We start from the raw sequence: 22,299 nt of genomic DNA on the forward strand, positions 1-22,299 counted from the left end.
CAGTCGCTGGCCCTCCTGGAGCACCCGCACATGCTGGATCGTGATCAGTTGGAAACGTTTGCCACCGTGGTCGAGCAGCAAAGCTTTGACCGAGCGGCAACCGTGCTCAGCATCACGCGCGGTGCCGTCTCTCAGCGGATCAAGGCCTTGGAAGAATCGCTGTCCACTGTGCTGGTCAAGCGAGAACGGCCGGTGGCGGCCACACACGCAGGCGAGGTGTTGCTGCGTCATGTGAAAGCATTGCGCATTCTTGAGGGTTCTGCGCTTCAAGAGTTGACGCCCACCGCCAAACCACACGCGCCCGTTTCGCTGGCCATCGCGGTGAATGCCGACTCCCTGGCCACCTGGTTTCCCGAGGTCCTCAAGGAGCTGCTGCTGGGCCAGTTGGTTGCGCTGGAGGTGATCGCAGACGATCAGGATCACACCTCTGCACTGCTGGCTCGCGGCGATGTGATCGGGTGCATATCGACATCTGCCAAACCCGCCGATGGCTTCTTGGCCGAATGCCTGGGTGCCATGGAATACCGCTGCTATGCGACGCCAGCCTTTGCCTCCACGCACTTTCCAAACGGGCTCACGGTGCCCGCTGTACTGTCAACACCGGCGGTTTTGTTCAACCGCAAGGACTCTCTGCACGACGATTTTCTGAAAAGGCATTTCGGGTTTGCCGTTGAGCGGTACGCGAGACACTACCTGCCTTCGCCAGTCGCCCTGCTTGAAGGGGTTGCCATGGGCGCGGGCTATGGCCTGATTCCCAGCTGGCAGGCGGCACCTTTGGTGGAAGCGGGACAGCTCGTGGACGTCTGCCCCAATGAACGGGAGATGGTGGACCTGTTCTGGCACCACTGGGACCTTGAACCGCCGATGGCCAGTGACATCACGGCCTTGATCGTCAAGGTGGCCAGGAACAGCTTGGAGCCTTCGGTCGGGTTCGAACCTTCAACGGCGCAGACTGGAGAATCGGCGAGCCCACCCTCCGGCCGCAAAGCGGAACCACAGGGCGGTGCCAGCGGACAAGAAGCATCCGAGCAGCAGTGACACCACGTCGGTGTCTCCACCATACTGCCCCAACCAGCCCGCCAGATACACGGCGACAGAAGCAGCAAAGCCAACCGCCACGATCCACCGCGCGTGCTGCGGCGGTACGACGATGCCTTTGACCATGGTGGCAAAGCAAACGCTGATGCTGGCGATATAGACCACGTTGACCGACACCATGGTGTCCACAATGCCCTGGTCACGTGAGGCCAGCAACGCACTCAAACCCAAGGCAATCAGCGCAAACAACGGGTGGCCTGCAGAGCGACTGCCAGAAGCAGCGCACGCCAGCGCTTCCGACATGGCGCGCAAGATCGCAGCGCCTGTACCCAACGCCGCCACCGACAATGCGATGAGCATCAACTTGTCTGCGCCCTGCCCCACCGATCCAGCGACCTGACCCAGCACCCAAGGAATCACTTGTTTGGCGTCCGCCAAGGCGCCCAACATGCCACCACTCTGCATAGCGACAACCACGGCCGACGGCAAAAAGGCGATCACAAATAGCAGAAGGCCCGCCAGAACGCAGCCACCCACGGCGGCCAAGGGTGAGCGCGCGGCCAACACAAATTGCTGGTAGTCGGCACCGGTACAGACCAACAAGCCGACGGCGAGAGAAATGGCCACCAAGCGGGATGGATTGAACGTAGACAGGTCTTCGGTAAAGGCGGGAATCGCCTGCAAGTAGACGCCCATGCCGTTGGTGACGATCAGGGCGTAGACCAGAACAGCGGCGCTCGCAAGAAGGCAAGTCGCAAACAGAGCCGATGCGAACCGCAAGTCCAATCGAGATGCGCCGTAGATCAGCAACAAGATCGCCAGGTAGCTGTGTGCCTGTTCAAGGCCCAGCAACCCCAGCACCGCAACGCCGCCTTGAATCTGGGCAGCCAATACGCCCGCCATCCAGATCAAAGACAACAACGCCACCACGCCTTGAAGCTGTTTGCCATAGGCACGGCCAAACAGATCCCAGACCGGAAGCCCAGTCGCCCAAAGTTGCCGTGCGAACACGGCCAACACCAGCATGCCAAATCCGGTGGCCACCCCATAGATGCTGCCTGCCATGCCATGGGAAAGAGCCAGTTCGCCCGACCCGAAAAGGAAACCAATCCCATAGCTGGCCGAGACCAGGAGTGCCGCGACCTGCAAGCTCCCCAGCGCCCTGTTCATGGAATCCGCCCTTGCTCCTGCCAAGCGCCCGTGACTGGATCGGTGCCGGTGAAGTAGGCACAGCAGACCTTGCCGCGATCCCGAAAGACGTCTTGCCCTTTCAGCAACCGGTGCGCCTCGGGCAGTCGGTAGTAAGGCACCGCTGGCAAAAGGTGATGGGTGAGGTGGTACCCGTTGTTGCGGGGGTGGATCAGCCAGCGCCAGGAACCGTGGCAAGCCATGTCACGCGTAAAGGTGAACACGCCACCTGGCTGAAGGCCGAAGTGATCACACATCTCGCGGAAGGTGGTGATCAGATGGAATGCTGTTGCCCTGGCCAGCAGCCACAGCACCAGAAAGGTGACCGTGAAGTCGGGGCCGGCCACAACCCACATCAACGCCACAGCCCCGACCCACCACCCGACGATGTACAGCAGGCTGGCCGCCCGGAGCTGACGCGAAAACAGATGCCCACCCACCGACGACAGCCAGGCGTTCAAAGAAAAGACCTGGTCCAGGTAGTTCGAGAACCAGGTCGTCGGCCCAATTCGAGCGAAAAACAGGAGGTCCGGGTCACCTCCATCCGTCCCGAGTTCCATGTGGTGTTTGAAGTGCGTTTCGCGGTAGCGGGTCAGGCTGGCGAACAAAAAGGGCGCGATGAAAAGGCGCGCCACCAGGTCGTTTCGCCGTCGGTCCCTCCACAGATTGCGATGCCCCGCGTCGTGAAGGATGTTGCCGAGTGCACGTTGGCGGTTGGCGATCAGCACAACAGCCAGCGGCGCGACCAGCTCGCTCCACCACATGACCAGCGCCACCGAGCTGAGAACGATGAGCCAGTCGAAGGCAATGTCCAGCACGGCTCGCCATGGCGCCAGCCGAAACAGTTCACAGTGCGGATCACCCTGTTGGCGCAGCTCTGATCGAAGCGCGGCCATGTCCGAAAGGACATGCGAAGTCGTTGTCATGATGGACACTCCTTCTTCACGGCGTGCGGCTGCGGACGGCCTCGCAGCGCACGGTAGCGTATGTCGGAGCACAAGTCCCAGGCCGCGCCAAACGGTAGCAGGAGATGCCAGCAGCGCGCGGTGGTTTAGGAACTTTGGCCTCACGTCAATTCAGCTAAACCAGTCCCTTCTGCGTTGCACCTGAGCACTTGTGCACACGCCGAGTTCACGCCAGCCGCCCATAATCAACGCCGAAAGCCAACACCATTTCCCTGTGCAGGAGGACATCGGAGTGAGCGGAGAAAAAGACCAAGTTCGGCTGCAGCAAATGATGGCCCCTGACCTACGGCCAGAGACTTACGTCTACTGCACCTTCCAGGACCATCGCCTACCTGTTGACCTCTCTCCCATCTGCACGTTCAGGGAGACCGAAGGTTTGACGGCCATCGTTGAGCGCTCGCAAGCCATACAGGCCAAGGTGCCCTTCATCTTTGAGGCCAAACTCATTACGCTCACCGTGCACTCGTCACTGGAAGCCATCGGTTTTCTGGCCATGATCGCCACAGCCCTGGCCAAAGCAGGCATCCCTTGCAATGCGGTCGCCGCCTTCCACCACGATCACCTGTTCATTCCGGTTGAGCGAGCCGAGGATGCGTTCTCTTTGTTGAATGCTTTGAGCCACGGCAGCGCACCGGCAGTGATTTGATGTGCTTAGTGTCCTGGGTCTTCGTCGTTTAGCGCGGCTGAACCCGCTGCAGATTTGGTCGCCCTGCCTGGATTTCCTTTGACATCGCGCGACGCGCTTGTCTACCCTACCCTCTATCCAGTCTCTTGAGACTTGGTGTGTGGGTTACGCGGTGTGAGCACTGCGTGGCCTGTCGGTCAACCAGACCTGCAGGAGTGGGCATGAACAACCTTCAACTCCCCGAGGTGACGCCGTCAGCATCTGCGGTCGTGACACGCCCTTCGGTAAAACGCCGTATCGATCCTATCGACGCGCCCGCCCGCCCCCTGGGAAACAAACGATTGGCGCTGATCGCAAAGCGCACCAACGCTGCCGCATCGACGTCATATCGCAATGCAAAGCGCATCGCTGCGGGCGATACCTTGCTGGCAAACCACGATGGCACCGTGACCTTCCTCCTGCGCGCCACCAGCTACGGTCTGCTGATGGAGCGCACCCAACGCCAAGCTTCGGGCATGCGGTTGGTGCAGACGATGGTCTTTCATGACGTGAAAAGCTTCGACCGCTGGTGTGCAGTTGAGCCGCTTCGCTTTGATGATGGTCTGCTGTACTGCAAGCTGGGACGAGAGGGTCATGCGGCATTCACCATCAAACGCTGAGCCCACCGGGCCTGTGTCCCTCGGGCGTGCAATCGAGGACAACGTGCGCGTCTTTCAGATCCTCCCATTGATCACAGATGCAAGTTCCTCGGGCGAAGTGATCTCACTGTTTCGCGAGGCCGTTGCGGGCCTTGGTGCTGATGCAGGCTTTTTCCTGAGTTGCGTTCGGGACGATGCAACCCGAACCTCTTTTCGATCGTTTTGGGCATGCGATCCAGCGTGGCCGGCTGAGTACGCTTCTCAACGATGGTTCGAACATGATCCCTGGTTGCGTTATGCATCGTGCGACGCAGAACCCACCCGTGCCAGTTACCTCAACTGCTCATCACCCGAAGAAAACGCCTTCATCCGCGCAGCTGCAGAGCATGGCTTCGCATCTGCTTTGATCGCACCTGCACCCAGCTCGGTTGGCCTCTCAAGGGTCGGGGTCCTGTGCCTGGGATCAGCTGACCCCGAAAGGTTCATGGGCGAAAGCTACCCGAGGGTCAGGGTACTGGCGCGCGCGCTCGCCATGGAGCTGCATCACTCGATTGCAATATCCATGCGTGAGGAACTGCTCCGGGGAGCGAGCCTCACAGAAGCCGACCTGCATCTTCTGCGCTGCGAGGCAGCCGGACAGAGCAGCAAAGTGATCGGTGCGGCCATGCATCTTGAGGCTAAAACCATCGACAGCCGGTTTCAGCGCGTCAACGCAAAGCTGGGCGCACCGGACAGGCGAACAGCTGTACGCATCGCCCGCCTTTACGGCCTGCTTTGACCACCTTCTGCCTTACTTTGTATCTGCAAGCTGCTTGAGCGGTAAGGCGTTTTCATTTCCCAATTCTCTGGCAAGGGCGCGCAGTGCTCCTAGGTTGACAACCTTTGTGCCAGTCCATTCCTTTGGAAGTAGACGCTCTCGCACTGGTGCTTCCAATCCGTTGTAAATCACCGTCGCTTTGCCAGCCGAAAAATCGAACTGAAAAAACAGCAGATAGCGTGCGATCCCGGTACCGGGGGTGAAGGCAGGACCAGAGTTCTCTAATCCGGATGCCTTAACTTGAACGGAGTGTCCGGAAGCAGTCAGCGCATATACTCCCTTCGCGCGCTTAGGCGGAAGGCAGAGTTCAAAGTGCTCTAGAGCCAGGGCCTCTGCGATATCTCCGACCAGACGTCCGTCTAAGGTGAACTTAAAACCAGTGTGGGCGTAGTGCTTCGCAAGCGCTTGCTGTGAGTGCCAAAGGTCTTTGACCGGCTGTGGTAGCGGTACGTCAATCGGCTTCTGCATTATTGAGGCACCACCACCCCTCAGGGCTTCGCTATTCGGATTCATGACCCTGAGCCCAATCTATAGCGATCATTCACAATTGGCTGGCCGCTCTTGGCCGACTCTAGCCGACCGGACGATCAGACTCGTCACCGCAAAGCGGTCCTCCAGGGTCTCGCCTCAGCTGGAGCTTTTGGACGTGGGCAACCGCCTGCTGACGGCAGGGGAACGGTTCTCGGCCGCACCGGCAGGGCACACAATGCCAGTTGGATGTCTAGAACCTACTTCGTGCAGGGAGCCTCTATCCGCCACACTACGCCTCGTTCTAGCCTCGACAATTCGACAGCGCCAATTCTCGGCGGCCTTCAGGAGCCTTGCATGTCAAAGCCATACAAGCGTGCCGACCCGCGCGCGCAGAAGCACGCTCCCAGCGACGCAGGTCGTGCGGAAAAGGACGCTGCTCGCCTTGGGCGCGACACACGTGGGTGGGTCGCCGCCAACAAGCGCCCAGGGAAGGAGTTCGAAACCCGACGCAACCTTCCATCCGGCCCGCTGGGCGGCTCAGGCCGCAAAACGAATATCTCGCGATCCTCCTAGACTGCCTCGAGACCGCCATCGGCCACAAACAGTGGCTGGGATCTGGTTGCTCAAGGTCAGTTCAAGGCTGGGTGCTGTCCTTCACCTTGAGCCGTAGAGCGACTGCTGCGATCGAAAGCCGTCAGTCGCAGACTGCGCTGACGGGTGGCGTCTAGAGCCAGCGGATTCAATCGATCTATGAGACAAGACAACGCTCACGCATCCGACTGCCGTGCCCGCTCAATGCTCGGGCGGTTCGTTCTCGTCGTCGAGGTCAAAGTCGTCCTCGGTCATCACTGGACCCAAAAGCGAATTGCGGCTTGGTGAATAGTGCCACCCCTCGGCTTTCATGCGCATCAGCTCTGACTCAGACCAACCTTGTTTGGCCATCTGCACAACTACTTCTGGCGTGATCTCCAAGGCATCGACTTGCCCGATCACCGCAGCCATCTTCATCATCGGAGACTGGGCCTGATCAAGCAGCATCCTTACCTCTTTCAGGGGGTAGCCGCCGATCGAGCGCGTGCCGATGATCGGGTGGAGGGATTCCACATTGAAGAAGTCGCCAAGAAGCTCGTAGGTGCAATCCCATTCCACTTCCAATCGCTCGGGATCTTCGTGCAGCCCGATGGTCTGACGTTTGCCCTGCCAGACCATGCACATGGCCAGCGCCTCATCCGGCTCGAGGAGCCAGGCGTCGCCGATCCCGGTTGAGAACAGAACGAAGGGCGGACAAGCAACACCATTGCTGGTTACTAGGGCCTTCGCTACGCCGCGAAGTTCTGCGGCGATGATCACCTCACACATGTCGCGAATTGCCCGCATCTGAGCGACCGCCTTGGCGTTCTCGTTGCACTTGACGACATGGTGCCAGTGGTCGTAGCCGGCCTGTTTGGCGACGCGATTGAGCAGGTCGGAGTGCTTGCCGGCGCCGGAACGCTGCAGCTTCTTGGCTTGCTTCTTGAGATGCTCGACGATTTCGTCGGGCGTGGAAAGGTAACGCATGACAGACTCCTTCTGTATGCGAATCACGGGTGCCCACTGCCTAGACTCGCCTACAAAGGGAATCAGGGGGTGAAGGTTGATAAACGTCGTCCCGCGAGGGTTTGCCGAGGTGGGCAGCCGGCGCCGACATGCGCCAAGAGAACTTTAACTGTTCCTCCGGATAGAAGTCAACGCCAATGCTTCCTGCCACTCAGATGCGAGCGGCCAATGTCGGTTTTCAACGAAAGCAGGCATTTGTTCTCTGGCTCATCCGATGGTCGTTACACGGGAATCCCGAGCCTTGTCTAGTTGTCCTCTTTTCAGGCCAAGCCTCAGTTCTGCGTCAATCGATCTAAAATTTCTGAACGGCCTCGAACACGAACACCCGTCGTTCAGTCCCTGTGACCTCGAGCTACTTCGTTCCCCTGCCGCGCAGCCTCAAGAAGTCTCTTTGAGGCCTGTATCGGTTTCTTGTTCGAGGATGTCAGATGCAGAAAACGCCTGTTCCCCAAGATGTTGCTTCAGCAACTCTGTGAACCGGGGACGCTTGGCCTCTGCCACGATTCGTCGGGCAGCTCGCAGAAACGTGTCTGTCCCTGCCTTGAATGGAGGCTCAGTCCCTGCCTGCTGAATCGGGTCCCTGATCTCCTTACGATAGAAGTAGATGAACGAACCGAAGTGCTCTCTATCTAGTGCGTAAATGGTCTCAATGATTTCATCTACCGTGGCGTCGTTGATCGCCATGGCGTCACCGGGGACCCATCCCCCGGTGGAAACCTTCAACACTGCGTCGAGCAGAGATGGAATGCTCGAGAAATGTCGATTCCCTTCCAGGATGGCGTCTTTGATGACCGGGTAGAAGTTGTCCAGAGAATGGAGATTACTGTTCCATAGCTTTGGCGATTCTTTCCAGCGCCGCGCCCATTCGCCTGCGATCTCTTGAGCAAGAACCCCAGCTCCGCGCCACTCGAGATCGCTAGCTATAGCACTTACCTTGTCCGCAGATATGCCGACCCATGCCGCCTTGTGGTCAGTCGCTCGTGCGATGAAATCTTGATTGGTCATCCCGGGATCGAGCAACGTGTCTTCGATGTATCGAATCGCAGCGTTCTCAGCCTGATTGGACGCCTCCTGCTCTCGACGCTGCTGAAACAGGAAATCGAACTGCTCCTTGAGTCTGTGCCCGGTCAGGATGTGCTGCATCAGCAGTGCAAGATACTCCACGTCGCGGGTCAGCTTCACATGCACACCGAATGCCACCGCATCGCTCATCTCTTGCCGGTCATCGTCAAAAAAGCGGGGCTGCCCACACCATGCCGGCCACCTTTTCATCAGCGATGCAACGTCTGGGCCGCTAGGCACGGCATTGAAGTTAAGTGCAGTCAGAGTCACCGTCGCTGGCAGCAGCGACTTCTGCAACCCATCAGGCAGACCAACTGCGTCTCCAAAAATCGTCTTCACGATTCTGTCGATCCGTTGGATGACACGGATGTTCGACACCTTCAACCGAGCCAGCGTATCCGTCACAACTGCTAGGTAGGGCATGTCCTGGCTCAGGCCGATGCTGGCGGCATCTACAGATGTGGTAAGCAGCGTGATTTCCCGATCAATGCATTTTTCTTTGAGCGTTCGCCAATCTGACGCGTGCGACTCCAACGGCTCCTCGTTCAGGATGAGCAGAATCTTGCAGTCATTTCGCTTGAGGAGGTCGATGAAGCCCAATAGCGTTTCTACCTGCAGCGTTTTGGTACGCCGCTCTATGTCATCCAGCACGATCAAGCGTGAGTGCAACACTTTGTCGATCAAAGCGGACTGGATCAAACCACCGAGGCTACCGACGACGGTGGCCGCGCCCTCGGCCCCTGGTGCAACTTTGGACGCGATCTTCTCTAGGACATCAATCGTGAAACCAGAGAACTTCCTTGCTGCGGTCACGGTCCCTTCGGCTCTCCCCAGCGAGTTCTGGAACAAGGCATTTTTGATCTGCTCCAGGGACTCCAGTCCGAAGCACGACGCGTACAGGTGATCATTCCCATCAATAGCTGGGAAGTCACTTTTGATCTCATCCCAAAGGTGGGTTTTTCCAGTACCCCAGAGCCCATTTAATGCGATGACACGCACCTTAGGGTCGGTCAGGTAATAGAGAAGATCATCCTTGGTCGTTTGTCGGCTCATGTTTCGTATCCAACATCTTGCAACTCGTCACCCGCTAGAAGCGCTGCCAACAAGCATTGAAGGTAAGGGTTAAATTTGTAGGGAATTTTGGGAGTCTATCGATACCCACGATCCACTCGGCCAGCACCAGCTCTCGGACGAGACGGCTCCCATCCTGAGGGCCGCTGGCCCCACCACAGGTCCACATGAGGGGCCATAAAGGGTAGCGCCTGCCTTCGGTAAACTGCCACCGCGCACCGCGAGCGCGGCCGGATGTCAGGAGGGCTCTGTCGGCAAGCGTGAGCCTATTACTGGAGCAATGAATTGAGAAAAAAGCCCGTAAAGGCCGCAGATGCGGACGGAGGTAACCCCTCGCTGGACGGCTGGTTCTACCAGTGCGACGTGTCCGTGCTGGCCGCGCTGGATCTGCTTGTCGTCAATCGTGTCTCCAAGGTGCTCCAGCTTGAGCCCGCATCGCAGGAGGACCTGGAGGCAGAGTTGGACGTTCCTTGCGTGTCGTCCAGCGCCGTCGTGGACGGCGTGCGCCTAGTCGTACAAGCCAAGCTTCGTCGCTCGGGTCAGTGGACTGCAGCCTCGATGCGCGGCCTGGTTAAACATGGCACCAAGCGCCCTTCGGCCCTGAAGCTGCTAGACGATGTTCGCGTAAGGTACGTCCTCATTACTAGCGCTGACGTCTCGGGACCGCTGGCATCCTTGCAGGTTGACGATCTCCTAGAGCCACCCAGCGACGACAATCTGCCCTCCACTGTCTTCCCTGCGTCGCATGTAAAGGCGGCGGCTGGCCGGTTCGCCGTCCTGGCTCAGTTCAATGAGGCCCGCGTCGCCGAGCGTATTGACTCATTCTTGCTCAGCCCACTGTGCATCCCGATAGAGCGGCATGACGCCTGCCGCGACGAGCTGCGCAAGATTGCGATGGCAGGAATGCGTTCGGGACTGGCCTGGAATCGCGTCGATGTCGAGGCCATCATCAAAAAGCACGGTGGCTCCATTCCCGGGGAGCGCGACGCGATTTTCGTTAAGCCAACGAACTGGGACGACATCGTCGCGCAAATGGACAAGCGCAACGCCATTGTCATCACGGGGCCTTCCGGCACCGGAAAGACGACGGTGGCGAAGGCGATGTATGAGCACTACAAGCGCATCGTGCCTGGCCTGAGCTATGTTGAACCGGAGAGGCCTGGCGAACTAAAAGCTCGTCCCGACGCTGGCCCAGCATTTTTCTACGTTGAGGATCCCTGGGGCAAGTACGAGATCAAGGGTGGCACGGCCGCCTGGACAGCAGAACTGCAGGAACGGCTGCTCAAAGCGAGCGCCCAGCAGAAGATCGTCGTAACCAGCCGCACGGACATACTGACCGCGACCGTTGGTACCGAGAACGCGTTCCTGAAACAGTGGGAAGTCCGGCTCGACGCATCCAAATACGGAGAAAGGGAGTTGGGAAGGATGTTCGAGGCGCGTGTGCGCCAACTGAGCTCCAGCGTGCTGATGATGGCAGCCATCCGCGCGAAGGACCGGGTACTTCGCACGTTGCAAACCCCCTTCGAGATCGACCGCTTCATTGCCCTGCTTCAGGGAGCTATCCCCCCGGACGAAAACGAGTCAGAGTTCGTGTCGCGAATCCTCAACGAAACCCAGACACGAGCCATTGAAAACGAAGTGCAGTGGGTGGTTGAGGCTCGCCACTACGAAAAGGCGGCTGTTGTAATCTGGGGCCTCATGACAGCCCGCAGAGGCATACGTCGCCAAGACCTGTCCCTGATCCGCCGCGCCATCAACAAGGTTGACCCCGAGTTTGGCTTCGGGCTGGAGAGGCTCGTCAATGATCTGGTCGCGGCTGGCTATCTGCGTCAGCCGGGAAGCGACGTCACGTACACCCATCCCCGCGTCGAGCAAGGCCTGATGGGGGTGGTGCGCACCAATCCCGAAGTGACTGAAGCGGCGTTGGAGCACCTGACGACGGCCCTCGTCCGTCTTGGGACCGGCGATGGTGGTCAGGCGATCGAGACCGTAGTGCGACTGCAAGCGGCCATCAAGGATTCCAACGAGTCCCTCTATGACGTGCCGGACGAGGTCCAGATCGCTATCGACGCGTGGCTGGAATCTGCGTTGAGTGCGGACCATGACGACTATCTCAGTCTTCTGCGCTTGGCAGCCATCGCGGGCTCCAGCGCCTGTGTTCCTGCCGAAATTTCCCGCTGGTTCCGGCCCGTGTCCACGGGTAGTCACTTCTTTGTGCGAGCTTGGAAGCACAGCAACCGCGATGAAGCCTGGTACCGAGAGGTGCGCAACCATCCATTGACGCGGGGCATTTGCGAGCGATTTATCCGGCTGGTGCTGACGGTGGAGACGCGCGACTACCCAAAACAAATGGCCGAGTTCATAGATGCATTTGCGTCAGGGCTCGACGCCACATGGGCCCATGCGGCAAGGGTGATAGTCAACCATGGGGAATCCCCAAACGCTGTCGCTGTCGCGTTTGGTGCGATGCGCGCGCCGGAAAACCGCGAGTCGCTGCTCCAGCTCGCGCTGGCCGTGTTGCGCAAGGGAGACCCCTCGCCCCAAGAGGATTCCGATCACTGGGCGTCGATCGACGGTCACTACAACGAGGACTGGGAGCCTTACGACGACTACTCCGACGAGGACTTCGCGGCTCGTGAGCTGGTTTCCGAATACGCCAAGGCGACGCGAAATGCTAATGGCTGGCAAACCCTGGCCAGCCATCCGAACGTGCAGGAACTGAAGCCGGCGTGGTTTGAAGCTATGGAGCAGTCAAAGCCCGCGGATGCCGGCGACGATGAGCTGCGCCAATTGTTGAAGCTGGGAACGGGCAGCCACTTGGAGCAACGCATCTGGCGCCTGCTGACCGAGAGTTGGCGCCCAGCCTTCGTAGACGAGCTCCGTGAGCGCCTGCTCGCAGGCGATGAAGCTGCCGAGCTCCGCGAGTCTGCGGCCCGCTGTGCCCTGGAGCACGTGCCCAACCTCCTGATGCAGGCGGCACAGACACTGTTTAACGAAGGCCACCTCGTGCGCCTTCTGGAATTGACACATGACGCGAAAGCCCACACCAAGCGCTTTGGCACCACCGACAACCGCGACCAGGCTTTCGAGGCCTTTGAGCTGAGTCTGCCAACGCCGTTCGGTGAGCTGTCTGCAGCCCTGATGCCTCTGGACGATCTCAAGGAGGTTCAGCTCAGCGATGCTGCACTGGATGCCCTTGTTCCGCTTTTAGGTCAGCACCAGGGTCCGCTGCGTGTTTTGCTGGTCTGGCTGGCCGCTACGAATGGGCGGGCGGCTGAGAGCGTGTTGCAGGACGCGTTGGGCGAATCCACTCGGCCGGAGGAAGCTGAAGCGTCCGTCCGGGCAGCGGCAGCTGCCGGATGCTGGAACCTCGTGCATGCCGGACTCAGCCATCCTCGCGCGACTGCGCGGCAGTGCGCCCTGGAATTCCTCGCTTCGGCTGGCGACCAGGATATCCCCGACGACGTCATGGCACTGGTGCGCGATCCCAGTTCCTTCGTTCGTCAAGCTCTGCTCACCGTGTTGTCGAACCAGCCCGACCGCTACGCCCGCGAACTGGTGGAGTTGAGCGAGGACACGTGGTCGCGCCATTCCGTTCCGGAGGGCGAAGCCCAGAGCTACCCCATCGCACTGGCCGCAGCCAAGGCGTTGTCTGCCCTGCCGAATGTGCCGCCGGACCTCAATGGACCTATCGTGGAGGCGGCGTTGGAGACAGCCGATTTGAATGTGACGGAGTTGCTTTTCACGCTCTTGACTGAGCGTGGCGATGACGACGCCATGGCTGAAGTCATCAACCAGGTTTTCACCTTCAAGCCGAATTGGGCCAGCGTGAAGGCTGCAGCGGCGCTGGCCTGCACGCAGCGCAGACTCGCTGACGGTGCACTCGCCCGAGCTGACGAGCGATGGTTCATGAAGTCGAATCGCTACCTAGCCGCCACAGCCGCTGAGGCAGTGGGCAACTGTGCCGACAGTTCGCAGATCATCGCGACGGCAACAGCCCTCGCGACCAAGGAGGACCGGCGCGCGCTCTTGATTCCTCTCGCCATCGGCGCCGAGCGTCAATCCGGCGATCTCGCCAAAAAAGTACTGAGCAAGCTGCCACCGGGACACCCTGCTACCGACATTTTGGACGCATCCAAGCATCCGCTCGCGCACGACGCCATGGACAACCTGGGAGACGCGCGTACTGTGAATGCCGTCCACGAGTTGATCGGTGGCCGCATCGCCGACCGACCGTCCGTTTTCAAGCGGTAGAGGCGCCGACACTGGTTGTCGGCCTAGCGCTCAGGCGAGGAGCTTGGTCAACTGCTCCCAGAGCACTTCAGGCTTCTCCTCTGCTACGCAGTGGCAACAGGTAATGGCACCGCTTGTCAGTTCGTTGGACACCAATCCATCATCGGTCCGAGTGCCTTCTCGCCACAGTGCGAGAACCGGCAAGGCCAACTTCTCGGCAAAGGCGCAGTGCAAGCATCGCCCTGGTCAATCTTCATGTTGGCCATCGACTGCTTTGGCGTCGGTCGCTGCAGCGTTGCGAGGGACTGCACTGGGTCGGTACCGCCCGTCCAGGTGATGGGGAAGCGGTCGGTGCCACGTAGCCAACCGGGTCGCGGATGCCCTATGACCGCAGTCCCTCATACTGCCCACATTCGGGCCAGCACCTATCGTCGTTCCCAACAGCCGCTTCGTGGCAGTCAGCGTGAGTACACATGGCAGCATCCACCGGCAGCAGTCGCTGCAAACCTGTCTCCCACCCTCCTTCAATCTCGTTCACTTCCCACCCTCAACCCCTCCGCCGCAAATGGCACCAGGAACTGCTCACTGCGCTCAGCCGTCGCTACCAGCCACTCGTCATAGACTGACTCCGGCAACACCACAACCATGCGTTTCTCGTCGGTCGGCTTGTGAAACTGGTTCATCAGCGGGTGGGTATCGGCGTTGGTCGTCAGCATGGTGTAGCTGTGCACCCATTCCCCTTGGGGAGACTTCCAGGCAGACCACAAACCTGCAATGCCCATGGGCCGACCGTCTGACCGTTCGATACGAGTGGGAATGGCCTTGCCGCTGCGCCAGTTCGGTTCGTAGATGGCCTGGGCCGGGATGATGCAGTGCTGCGCCCTCTTCCAAGCTTCCCGAAAACTCGGTTTGGTGGCCACCGTCTCGCTGCGGGCGTTGTAGGTACTGCGGCAGATCTTCAGGTCGGTCGCCCAATGGGGCACCAGGCCAAACAGGCCAGGTAACGCTTCCCGATCTGGTACTGCGTCATCCCCCGAGTCCTTCTCCCTGGGGCGGCGGATCAGCAGGCCGGAGTATCCCGGCCAGAGATCGGTTTTTCCTATGTCGGCCGGTGGCTCCACCTGGAACACCTTTCGCAAGACCTGGGCGTCCCGCACGCCTTCGTAGTGACTGCACATGGTTCCATCCTATGCGCGGATTCGCGCCGGTTTTCTGTGAAGCATTCCCAAGGGACGGGCTTGGCTTCTATACTGTTGTTATGTCCAGTATTGTAGAAGATCACCTGTTGTCACCCCTGTTCCATGGCGCCGAGTCGGGGCGCTGCAGCACACCAAAGCCCTTGGCCGATTGCGCCCTCCCCGCCTTCCAACTTGAATCCCGGATTCGGGCGGGTTTTCCGTCGCCGGCGGAGGATTTCCAGGCCAAGCGGATTGATGTGCTCGAACACCTGATCAAACACCCACAGGCCACCTACAGCATGACGGTGCGCGGCGAGTCCATGCGCGAGGCGGGCATCTTCGATGGGGATGTGCTGCTGGTGGACCGGGCGATCAAGCCCAGCCACGGCCAGATTGTGGTGGCGGTGGTGGACGGGGACTTCACCTGCAAGCAGCTCTGGCAACGCGGGGGGCGCCTGAAACTCAAGGCGGCGAACCCCACCTTCGCTGACATCACCCCCACCGAAGGTCAGACGGTCGAAGTCTGGGGAGTGGTTATCGCTGCGATCAAGCAGTTCAAGTGTTGATGTCTTCTCGCAGACCGGTCAGAAAAACATGGCGTCACCGCTCTATGCCCTGGTGGACGGGAACAACTTCTATGTGTCCTGCGAGAGGGTGTTTCGCCCGAGCCTGAACGGCAAACCCGTGGTGGTGCTCTCCAACAACGATGGTTGCGCCATCGCTCGCTCGAACGAAGCAAAGGCGCTGGGCATTGCCATGGGGGCACCCTGGTTCAAGATTCGGCACAGGCAGGAGTCGCATGGCCTGGTTGCACTGTCGGCCAACTTCCCGCTGTATGGGGACTTGAGCGACCGCATGATGAGCTTGGTGGCCGGGCTCGGGCACCGACAGGAGATCTATTCCATCGATGAGTCCTTTGTCGATCTCGCTGGCATCCGGGGTGACCTGGTCAAACGCAGCCAGGTGATCCGCGAGAGAGTGCTCCAGTGGGTTGGTATTCCCTGCTGCATTGGTATTGGTCAAACCAAGACACTGGCCAAGCTGGCCAACCACATCGCCAAAACGGCAGAGCGCAAGCCCGGCATCTACCCTGCGGAGCTGGCCCAGATCTGCAATCTGGCTGCCATGGACCGCGTGACCCTGGAAAGCGTCCTTGCAGTAACCGCTGTCGACGAAGTCTGGGGCGTGGGGCGCCGCATAGGGGCTCAACTCAAAGAAGGCGGAGTCCACACGGTACTGGATCTGTCGCGCATGGACCTGGGCACGGTTCGTCAGCGCTGGTCGGTGGTGCTGGAGCGAACGGTGCGGGAGTTGCAGGGTTTGCCATGTGTGGACCTAGAAGACGCCGCACCCGACAAACAAGAAATTGCCTGCACACGCTCTTTTGGTCGCACGGTGACTGCCCTTAGTGACTTGAGCGAGGCCGTGAGCGAATTTGCCAGCCGCGCCGCTGAGAAGCTGCGGCGCCAAGATGGCCAAGCCAACCAGGTGCTCACCTTCGTTCGCACCAGCCCATTTAGGTCGGACCCGCAGTACAGCCGCTCCATCGTGGTTCCGTTGCGTCGGCCGACATCGGACACAAGGCGGATCGTTGAGGCAGCGCTGGCCGGTCTGCACTGCATCTTCAAGCCCGATTTCTTGTACGCGAAAGCAGGGGTCATGTTGCTGGAGCTTCAACCGGCATCAGTGCACCAGACTGAGCTGGCCCTGGAACCAGAGGAAGAGCGGGACAAGGGAAGGCTAATGGGTGCGCTGGACGGGCTCAACCGGCGCTATGGCAGGGGCACAGTCCTGCTGGGAAGCACTGGGCTGCAAGGGGACCAGAGGCGGTGGTCGATGAAGCAAGAACGCCGCACGCCTCAGTACACGACCCGATGGGAAGATATGCCGGTGGTACGGGCCTGACATGCCCAAATGGAGGGGTGCCGGATGCAACCGGGCGCAAGTTTTCATAGACGGCTCGGGCAAGCCGAATCGATAATGCACTCGGGGCGACCTAAACAGCCGTCCCTCCTCCCTGAAAAGTCGTGTGACAGCGACTTTGATTTACCCGGCACTCGTGCCGGGTTTCTTTTTTCTTGCGCGCCAATTCAGCACGAGTCTCGCGCGTCACGAATGTGCTGGAAAACAGCCCAAATCCAGCAGCGGCGCAGGGGGTTTCAAGTCCTACATTGACCTCACGGTGTTCAAAGATCCGGCAAGAAATGCCGCTTCAAGAACAACGTCGAAACAAAGGACTTGACCATGGACCATCCATCGCTCGTCGATACGCTGTGTAGGCGCTTCATTGAAGCCAGAGGCTGAGGACCGCCACCATGGACGCGTCCACATTCCTAGCCCTCGCACTGGCCTGCGCGCCGCAGGTGCACACAACCACTGCGCATGCTTTGGTCAGTGTCGAAAGCGCCTTCAACCCCTGGGCCATCGGCGTCGTGGGCGGTTCGCTGCAACGCCAACCCCGCCACCGCACCGAGGCACTGGCCACCGCACTGGCTCTGCAGGCCGCCGGCCGCAACTTCAGCGTGGGCCTCGGGCAGATCAACCTGGGCAACTTCCAGCGCCTGGGCCTGTCGTTGGAATCGGCCTTCGAACCTTGCTCCAACCTGGCCGCCATGCAGGCGGTGTTGAGCGAGTGTTTTGAGCGGGCGCGACGCAAGTCGTCTCGGGCATCAACAGAGCAGGCAGCCCTGCGCGCTGCCCTCTCCTGCTACTACAGCGGCAACTTCAGCACCGGCTTTCGCCATGGCTACGTGCGCAAGGTGGTCGCCGCTGCGCGCAACCCTCTCCCCGTCAGCCAACCCAACCCCGTGAAGGAGCCGTCATGAACCGCTTTCGTTTCTTCGTTTCCCAGCCCCACACCGCAACCGCCCTGCTGCTGTTGGCTGCAGCCTCCAAGGGCTGGGCGCAGGGCTTCGACAAGATCAACACCACAGTCACCAACGTCAACACCATCCTGGTGACGATATCGATTGCGGTGGTGACCATCGCGATCATCTGGGCAGGCTTCAAGATGATTTTCCAGGGCGCTCGCTTGGCCGACGTGGCCAATGTGCTGATTGGCGGCACGCTGGTGGGCGGGGCGGCTGCCTTCGCCAGCTACATCGTCAGCTGACGGCTGAAGGTGCAGATCATGCAAGCCGAAGCCATCTACAAGGGCGCCACGCGCCCGGCCATGAAGCTGGGCATCCCGCTGGTGCCGCTGGTGATCCTGTTTGGCACCGGCATGTTGCTGATCATGTGGGGCGGCATTCTGGTGAGCTGGTGGCTTGCGCTGGGTGTGGTCCTTTCCATCGCACCAGTGTTGCTCTGGATGCGCTGGTTGACGGCCCGTGATGACCAGCGGTTCCGGCAGATTTTTGTGGCTCTCAAGCTGAAGCTGCACGACCGCAACCGACGTTTCTGGCGCGCGCGCAGCTACTCACCCACGCTCTACCGGGGAGGCTCCGATGTTTGGCATGTTTGACCGATCGGGTGGAGCAGCCCATCGTCGCCCCGGGCGACCTGCTGCAGGGCAGCCACAGCCGCGCCACTGGGCACAGGCGCTGAAGGAGAACCCGCTCACTTGCTTTGTGCCTTTCTCCTCACTGGTCAGCGAGCACGACGTGATCACGCGTGGGGGCGACTTCATGCGCGTGTGGCGCCTAGACGGCGTGGCCTTTGAATGCGCTGATGAACACCTCATCGCAGAGCGGCATGAGGCCCTGTGCAGCCTGTTGCGCAATCTGGCGGGCGGCCAATGGGCCGTGTGGACCCACCGGCTGCACCGGAAGATCCAGGATCAACTGGAAGATCCGCCCCAGGCAGGCTTTGCACGCGACCTGTCACAGGCGTACCAGGCGAGGCTGGGCAACCACGCCATGATGAGCAACGAGCTGTACCTGACGCTGGTCTACCGGCCCAATGCCTCACGCCTCAGCCGGGCGCTGCAATCGACCCAGCGTTCAAAGACCGCCATTGCCGCAGCGCATGCCGAAGCCTTGCGCGTGATGGAGGAACGCACCGCGTTCGTACACCGGGTGCTGCGCGGCTTTGGCCCTCAACTGCTGGGAGCGCGCATGCAAGGTGCGAGGCAGTATTCCGAACTGGCGGAGTTTCTGGGCTACCTGGTCAACGGCAGCTGGAGGCCGGTGCCCCTTGCGGCAGGTCCGCTGTACCGAACCTTGCCCACCACCCGCCTGTCCTTCGGTGGCGACAAGCTGGAGCTGCGCCATGGGGAACAGCGCCGTTGCGCGGCCCTGGTGGACATCAAGGAATACGCCGATGCGGTGGAGCCTGGCATCCTGAACTCGCTGCTGTATGAAGACAGCGAGTTCATCGAAACCCAGAGTTTTTCAATACTGCCTCGGCGCGAAGCCATGCGAGCGCTGGAGCTGCAACGCGATCAGCTGATCGCCAGCGACGACGTGGTGGCCAGCCAGATCGCCGACATGGACGCAGCGCTCAACGAACTGGGCGACGGTCAGTTCTGCATGGGCGAGTACCACTACAGCCTGGTGGTGTTCGGTCAGCCCGGCGAAGACAGTCTGGCCGATGCCGGGCGACGGGCCGCACAGGCGATTGGGGCAGTGGGCGAAGCGTCCAGCCTGCAGATGTCGCCGGTGGATCTGGTGGCCGACGCAGCCTGGTTTGCCCAGATGCCCGGCAACTGGCAGTGGCGCCCGCGCGATGCCAAGCTGTCGTCCCGCGCCTTCGCAGCCCTGGCCAGCGGTCATAACTTTGCCCGAGGCAAGCGGGACGGCAACCCCTGGGGAGAAGCGCTGGCCTTGCTGCGCACCCCATCGGGCCAGCCCTTCTACCTGAACCTGCACAGCAGCCCGGAAGGCGAAGACTCGGCCGACAAGAAGCTGCCGGGCAACACCATCATCATCGGCTCCACCGGCGTCGGTAAGACCACGCTGGAGATGTTCCTGCTCACGCTCACCCGCAAGTGGAACCCAGCGCCACGCCTGGTGCTGTTCGATCTGGACCGAGGCTGCGAGATCGCCATACGTGCATTAAACGGCCGCTACTTCACCCTCGAAGCGGGCAAGCCCACACACCTGAACCCGCTGCAGCGCGACCCGACACCAGCGCGTATCCAATTCTGGGAACAGCTGATCCGCATCTGCATTGCCACGCCCGCCCTGCCCTTGCTGCCGGCCGATGAGCGGGCGATTGCCGACGCCGTCAAGACGGTGGCCACCATGCCAACCGCTCTGCGCCGCTTCTCGACGGTGCGCCAGAACCTGCCGAAGTCGGGCGAAAACAGCCTGTACGAGCGACTCGGGCGCTGGTGCGAAGGTGGTGCCCTGGGCTGGGTGTTCGACCAAGCCAACGACCGGTTGGCGGACCTGGACGCGGCATCGGTGATTGCCTTCGACACCACGGAGTTTCTGGACCTGCCCGAAGTGCGGACGCCGGTCATGCTCTACCTGCTGCAGGTGATGGAAGAGTTGGTCAACGGCGAACGCCTGATCTACGTGATCTCGGAGTTCTGGAAAGCGCTGGACCACGAGATCTTCAGCGACTTCGCCAAACAGAAGCAGAAGACCATCCGCAAGCAAAACGGCCTTGGCATTTTCGACACACAGAGCCCGTCCGATGTGCTGCGCCACCCCATCGGGCGGACCATGGTCGAACAAAGCGTGACCAAGATCTTCCTGGCCAACCCGGAAGCGGTACGCGAGGAATACGTCGAAGGTTTTGGCCTCAGCGAGGCTGAATTCGGCATTGTGCGCAGCCTCGGCGCGCAAGGCGGGCGCCGCTTCCTCGTGAAACAAGGCCACAGCAGCGCCATCTGCGAGCTGGACCTCAGCGGGATGGACGATTTCATCACCGTGCTTTCGGCCACCACCGACAACGTGGCCCTGCTCGACACCGTTCGTGAACTGTACGGTAACGATCCGTTTCTGTGGCTTCCCGAGCTGCTGCGCGAGGTTCAGGATCGCAAATCCCGTACTTCAAGGAGAACCCCATGAAACCGAACGCTCAATGGTTTGCGCTGATCGCTTTGGCGCTGACCACCAGCTCCGCCTCGGCCCAGTTCGTCCAAGGCAATGAGGCCGTCCGTGTCATGGCCGATGGCACCAAGAAGGTGGAGGTTCCGCCACTCCCGTCGGTGGCCTTGGGCTCGCCATGCCCAGCCAACAAGCCGGGCTGTGCAGGAGGTGGCTGGAAGATGCTGGAGAGCGATTCGGGTGTGGTCGAGTGCACCGAAGTCTTTGCGCGACCCACGACCTGCAGGCCCTCTACCTACGGCGTGGAAAAGCGGTCCCGCGCGTGGATCGTGAAAGTCAAAGGCCAGTGGATGCAGTGCGCGCAGCCCGACATTTCGGGGAAGTGCATCAGCCTGAAAAGTCTCCCTGTCAGCGCTGTTCAATAGCCGAGGAGAAATCCCATGTTTGCCTGGGTCGGCTCACAGTTCGATGCGGTCTTGAGCACCTACGTGCTCGGCGTTGTGAGTTCGCTCATGACCGGGATCGCTCCGATCGCACTGACGGCGATGACGATCTGGGTGGCGCTGTATGGGTGGGCCGTTCTGCGCAATGAGGTTCCAGAGACGGTGCCCACCTTTCTCTGGAAGGTATTCAAGATCGGCCTGGTGCTGGCGTTAGCTCTGCAATCGGCTTTTTACATCGCGAACGTCGCCGACACCGCCAATGCGTTGGCTACGGGGGTGGCCACCACGTTTCTACCGGCAGCCGCAGACCCCACCACGATCTCCTCTCCGTACGCACTGTTGGACCGGTTCAATGACGGCGCCAGCCAACTGGTGCTCGATCTGCTGAAGGACGCGGGAATCATGCGTCTGGACCTGCTCTTCGCTGCCGTGGTCTGCTCCATCGGAAATGTCGTCTTTCTTTGCATCGCCCTCTTTGTCGTCACGCTGGCCAAGCTCTTCCTGACGTTCGTGATCGCGGTGGGCCCGCTTTTTGTCTTGTGCCTGGCCTGGCGCCCCACCGCACGCTTTTTCGACAGCTGGTTGTCGATGGTGCTGAACGCCGTCGTACTGACCTGGTTCGCCTTCTTTGCCCTGGGCATCAGTGCGTTCATGGGCGATGCGATTGTGCAGACCGTCCAGGTCAACGGCGGCTTCCAGGGCTCGACGTTCAACGTCGTTGGGGAAAGCCTGAAGTACTGCGTCGTCATGGTGCTCATGGCCATCATCTGTTTCCAGGCGCCCAGCTTGGCGTCGGCCCTTACTGGCGGCGCTGCCATCCAGCAAGGCATACAGATGATCCAGAACGCCATGATGGTTTCGGGCATGCGGTCTGCCTCGTCCGCTCGGAGTGCCAGTGCCGCCGCAAGCGCTGGCGGCGTCATCCGCGCGGGCACAGGTCTTCCACACGCCGCCGAGTCCATGGCCCGCAGGGGCTACGGCGCGGCCCGCTCTGCCGCTTACAAACTCGCCGCCCAACGCGGCCGGTCCTGACCACCC

Annotated in this window: 19 protein-coding genes; 13 read left to right on the forward strand and 6 right to left on the reverse strand. The window is 60.6% G+C overall.

What is annotated here, in order from left to right; genetic code table 11:
• A partial coding sequence (locus tag HFL01S_RS21970; RefSeq protein WP_066262788.1) for an HTH-type transcriptional regulator ArgP occupies positions 1 to 1,038 on the forward strand: 1,038 nt, incomplete at its 5' end.
• Here HFL01S_RS21970 and HFL01S_RS21975 read toward each other — a convergent pair.
• Positions 940 to 2,208 (reverse strand): SLC5/6 family protein, encoded by a 1,269-nt coding sequence (locus tag HFL01S_RS21975; protein ID WP_066262790.1) that lies wholly within the window; start codon positions 2,206 to 2,208, stop codon positions 940 to 942. The two genes, HFL01S_RS21970 and HFL01S_RS21975, sit on opposite strands and share 99 nt — an antisense overlap.
• Positions 2,205 to 3,152, reverse strand: a complete 948-nt coding sequence (locus tag HFL01S_RS21980) for a fatty acid desaturase family protein (protein WP_066262792.1) — start codon at positions 3,150 to 3,152, stop codon at positions 2,205 to 2,207. Before HFL01S_RS21980 ends, HFL01S_RS21975 begins: the two co-directional genes overlap by 4 nt.
• 271 nt (positions 3,153 to 3,423) lie before the next feature.
• Between HFL01S_RS21980 and HFL01S_RS21985 the strand changes: the two genes are divergently transcribed.
• From HFL01S_RS21985 to HFL01S_RS25945, 3 genes are all read left to right on the forward strand, one after another.
• Entirely contained in the window at positions 3,424 to 3,837 is a 414-nt protein-coding gene (locus HFL01S_RS21985; protein ID WP_066262794.1) for an ACT domain-containing protein, read from the forward strand.
• A gap of 200 nt (positions 3,838 to 4,037) precedes the next feature.
• Entirely contained in the window at positions 4,038 to 4,475 is a 438-nt protein-coding gene (locus HFL01S_RS25235) for a hypothetical protein (protein WP_157539023.1), read from the forward strand.
• The gene (locus tag HFL01S_RS25945) at positions 4,450 to 5,232 is read left to right on the forward strand and encodes a helix-turn-helix transcriptional regulator (RefSeq protein ID WP_281179941.1); all 783 of its coding nucleotides are present in this window, start codon (positions 4,450 to 4,452) and stop codon (positions 5,230 to 5,232) included. Before HFL01S_RS25235 ends, HFL01S_RS25945 begins: the two co-directional genes overlap by 26 nt.
• Before the next feature lie 12 nt (positions 5,233 to 5,244).
• Here the strand turns inward: HFL01S_RS25945 and HFL01S_RS25240 are convergent, their stop codons facing one another.
• From HFL01S_RS25240 to HFL01S_RS22005, 3 genes are all read right to left on the reverse strand, one after another.
• Positions 5,245 to 5,739 carry a DUF6998 domain-containing protein gene (locus HFL01S_RS25240; RefSeq protein WP_157539026.1) on the reverse strand — a complete coding sequence of 165 codons (495 nt, stop codon included), beginning with the start codon at positions 5,737 to 5,739 and terminating at the stop codon, positions 5,245 to 5,247.
• A 795-nt stretch (positions 5,740 to 6,534) separates the two neighbouring features.
• Positions 6,535 to 7,299: a P-loop NTPase family protein gene (locus HFL01S_RS22000; protein ID WP_066262802.1), complete on the reverse strand. Its 765-nt coding sequence runs from the start codon at positions 7,297 to 7,299 to the stop codon at positions 6,535 to 6,537.
• A 417-nt stretch (positions 7,300 to 7,716) separates the two neighbouring features.
• Complete coding sequence (locus HFL01S_RS22005; protein WP_066262804.1) at positions 7,717 to 9,453, reverse strand: hypothetical protein; 1,737 nt, start codon at positions 9,451 to 9,453, stop codon at positions 7,717 to 7,719.
• 303 nt (positions 9,454 to 9,756) lie between these two features.
• Here HFL01S_RS22005 and HFL01S_RS22010 point away from each other — a divergent pair, with 303 nt between their 5' ends.
• On the forward strand, positions 9,757 to 13,725 hold the full coding sequence (locus HFL01S_RS22010) for an nSTAND3 domain-containing NTPase (protein ID WP_066262807.1): 3,969 nt from the start codon (positions 9,757 to 9,759) through the stop codon (positions 13,723 to 13,725).
• A gap of 503 nt (positions 13,726 to 14,228) precedes the next feature.
• On the opposite strand, the gene HFL01S_RS22015 is transcribed toward HFL01S_RS22010, so the two are convergent.
• Entirely contained in the window at positions 14,229 to 14,882 is a 654-nt protein-coding gene (locus HFL01S_RS22015; RefSeq protein ID WP_066262809.1) for an SOS response-associated peptidase, read from the reverse strand.
• Between the two features lie 161 nt (positions 14,883 to 15,043).
• On the opposite strand from HFL01S_RS22015, the gene HFL01S_RS22020 reads away from it, so the two are divergent.
• The 8 genes from HFL01S_RS22020 (at position 15,044) to HFL01S_RS22055 (ending at position 22,293) form a co-directional block, all read left to right on the forward strand.
• Positions 15,044 to 15,448, forward strand: a complete 405-nt coding sequence (locus tag HFL01S_RS22020) for a LexA family protein (RefSeq protein ID WP_066262812.1) — start codon at positions 15,044 to 15,046, stop codon at positions 15,446 to 15,448.
• Between the two features lie 28 nt (positions 15,449 to 15,476).
• The gene (locus HFL01S_RS22025) at positions 15,477 to 16,787 is read left to right on the forward strand and encodes a Y-family DNA polymerase (RefSeq protein ID WP_066262814.1); all 1,311 of its coding nucleotides are present in this window, start codon (positions 15,477 to 15,479) and stop codon (positions 16,785 to 16,787) included.
• 410 nt (positions 16,788 to 17,197) lie between these two features.
• A complete protein-coding gene (locus HFL01S_RS22030; RefSeq protein ID WP_066262816.1) occupies positions 17,198 to 17,707 on the forward strand; it encodes a lytic transglycosylase domain-containing protein in 510 nt (169 codons plus the stop codon).
• Positions 17,704 to 17,994: a TrbC/VirB2 family protein gene (locus HFL01S_RS22035; RefSeq protein ID WP_066262818.1), complete on the forward strand. Its 291-nt coding sequence runs from the start codon at positions 17,704 to 17,706 to the stop codon at positions 17,992 to 17,994. Before HFL01S_RS22030 ends, HFL01S_RS22035 begins: the two co-directional genes overlap by 4 nt.
• Positions 17,995 to 18,012: 18 nt before the next feature.
• Positions 18,013 to 18,345, forward strand: coding sequence for a VirB3 family type IV secretion system protein (locus HFL01S_RS22040; protein WP_066262902.1), 333 nt, complete (start codon positions 18,013 to 18,015; stop codon positions 18,343 to 18,345).
• The gene (locus HFL01S_RS22045; RefSeq protein ID WP_281179942.1) at positions 18,338 to 20,839 is read left to right on the forward strand and encodes a VirB4 family type IV secretion/conjugal transfer ATPase; all 2,502 of its coding nucleotides are present in this window, start codon (positions 18,338 to 18,340) and stop codon (positions 20,837 to 20,839) included. Before HFL01S_RS22040 ends, HFL01S_RS22045 begins: the two co-directional genes overlap by 8 nt.
• Positions 20,836 to 21,243, forward strand: a complete 408-nt coding sequence (locus HFL01S_RS22050) for a hypothetical protein (protein WP_066262825.1) — start codon at positions 20,836 to 20,838, stop codon at positions 21,241 to 21,243. The genes HFL01S_RS22045 and HFL01S_RS22050 overlap by 4 nt, the downstream gene beginning before the upstream one ends.
• A gap of 15 nt (positions 21,244 to 21,258) precedes the next feature.
• Positions 21,259 to 22,293 carry a TrbL/VirB6 family protein gene (locus HFL01S_RS22055; RefSeq protein WP_066262827.1) on the forward strand — a complete coding sequence of 345 codons (1,035 nt, stop codon included), beginning with the start codon at positions 21,259 to 21,261 and terminating at the stop codon, positions 22,291 to 22,293.
• The last annotated feature ends 6 nt before the right edge of the window (positions 22,294 to 22,299 follow it).

Source organism: Hydrogenophaga flava NBRC 102514 (assembly GCF_001571145.1).
In the GTDB taxonomy this organism is placed as follows: domain Bacteria; phylum Pseudomonadota; class Gammaproteobacteria; order Burkholderiales; family Burkholderiaceae_C; genus Hydrogenophaga; species Hydrogenophaga flava.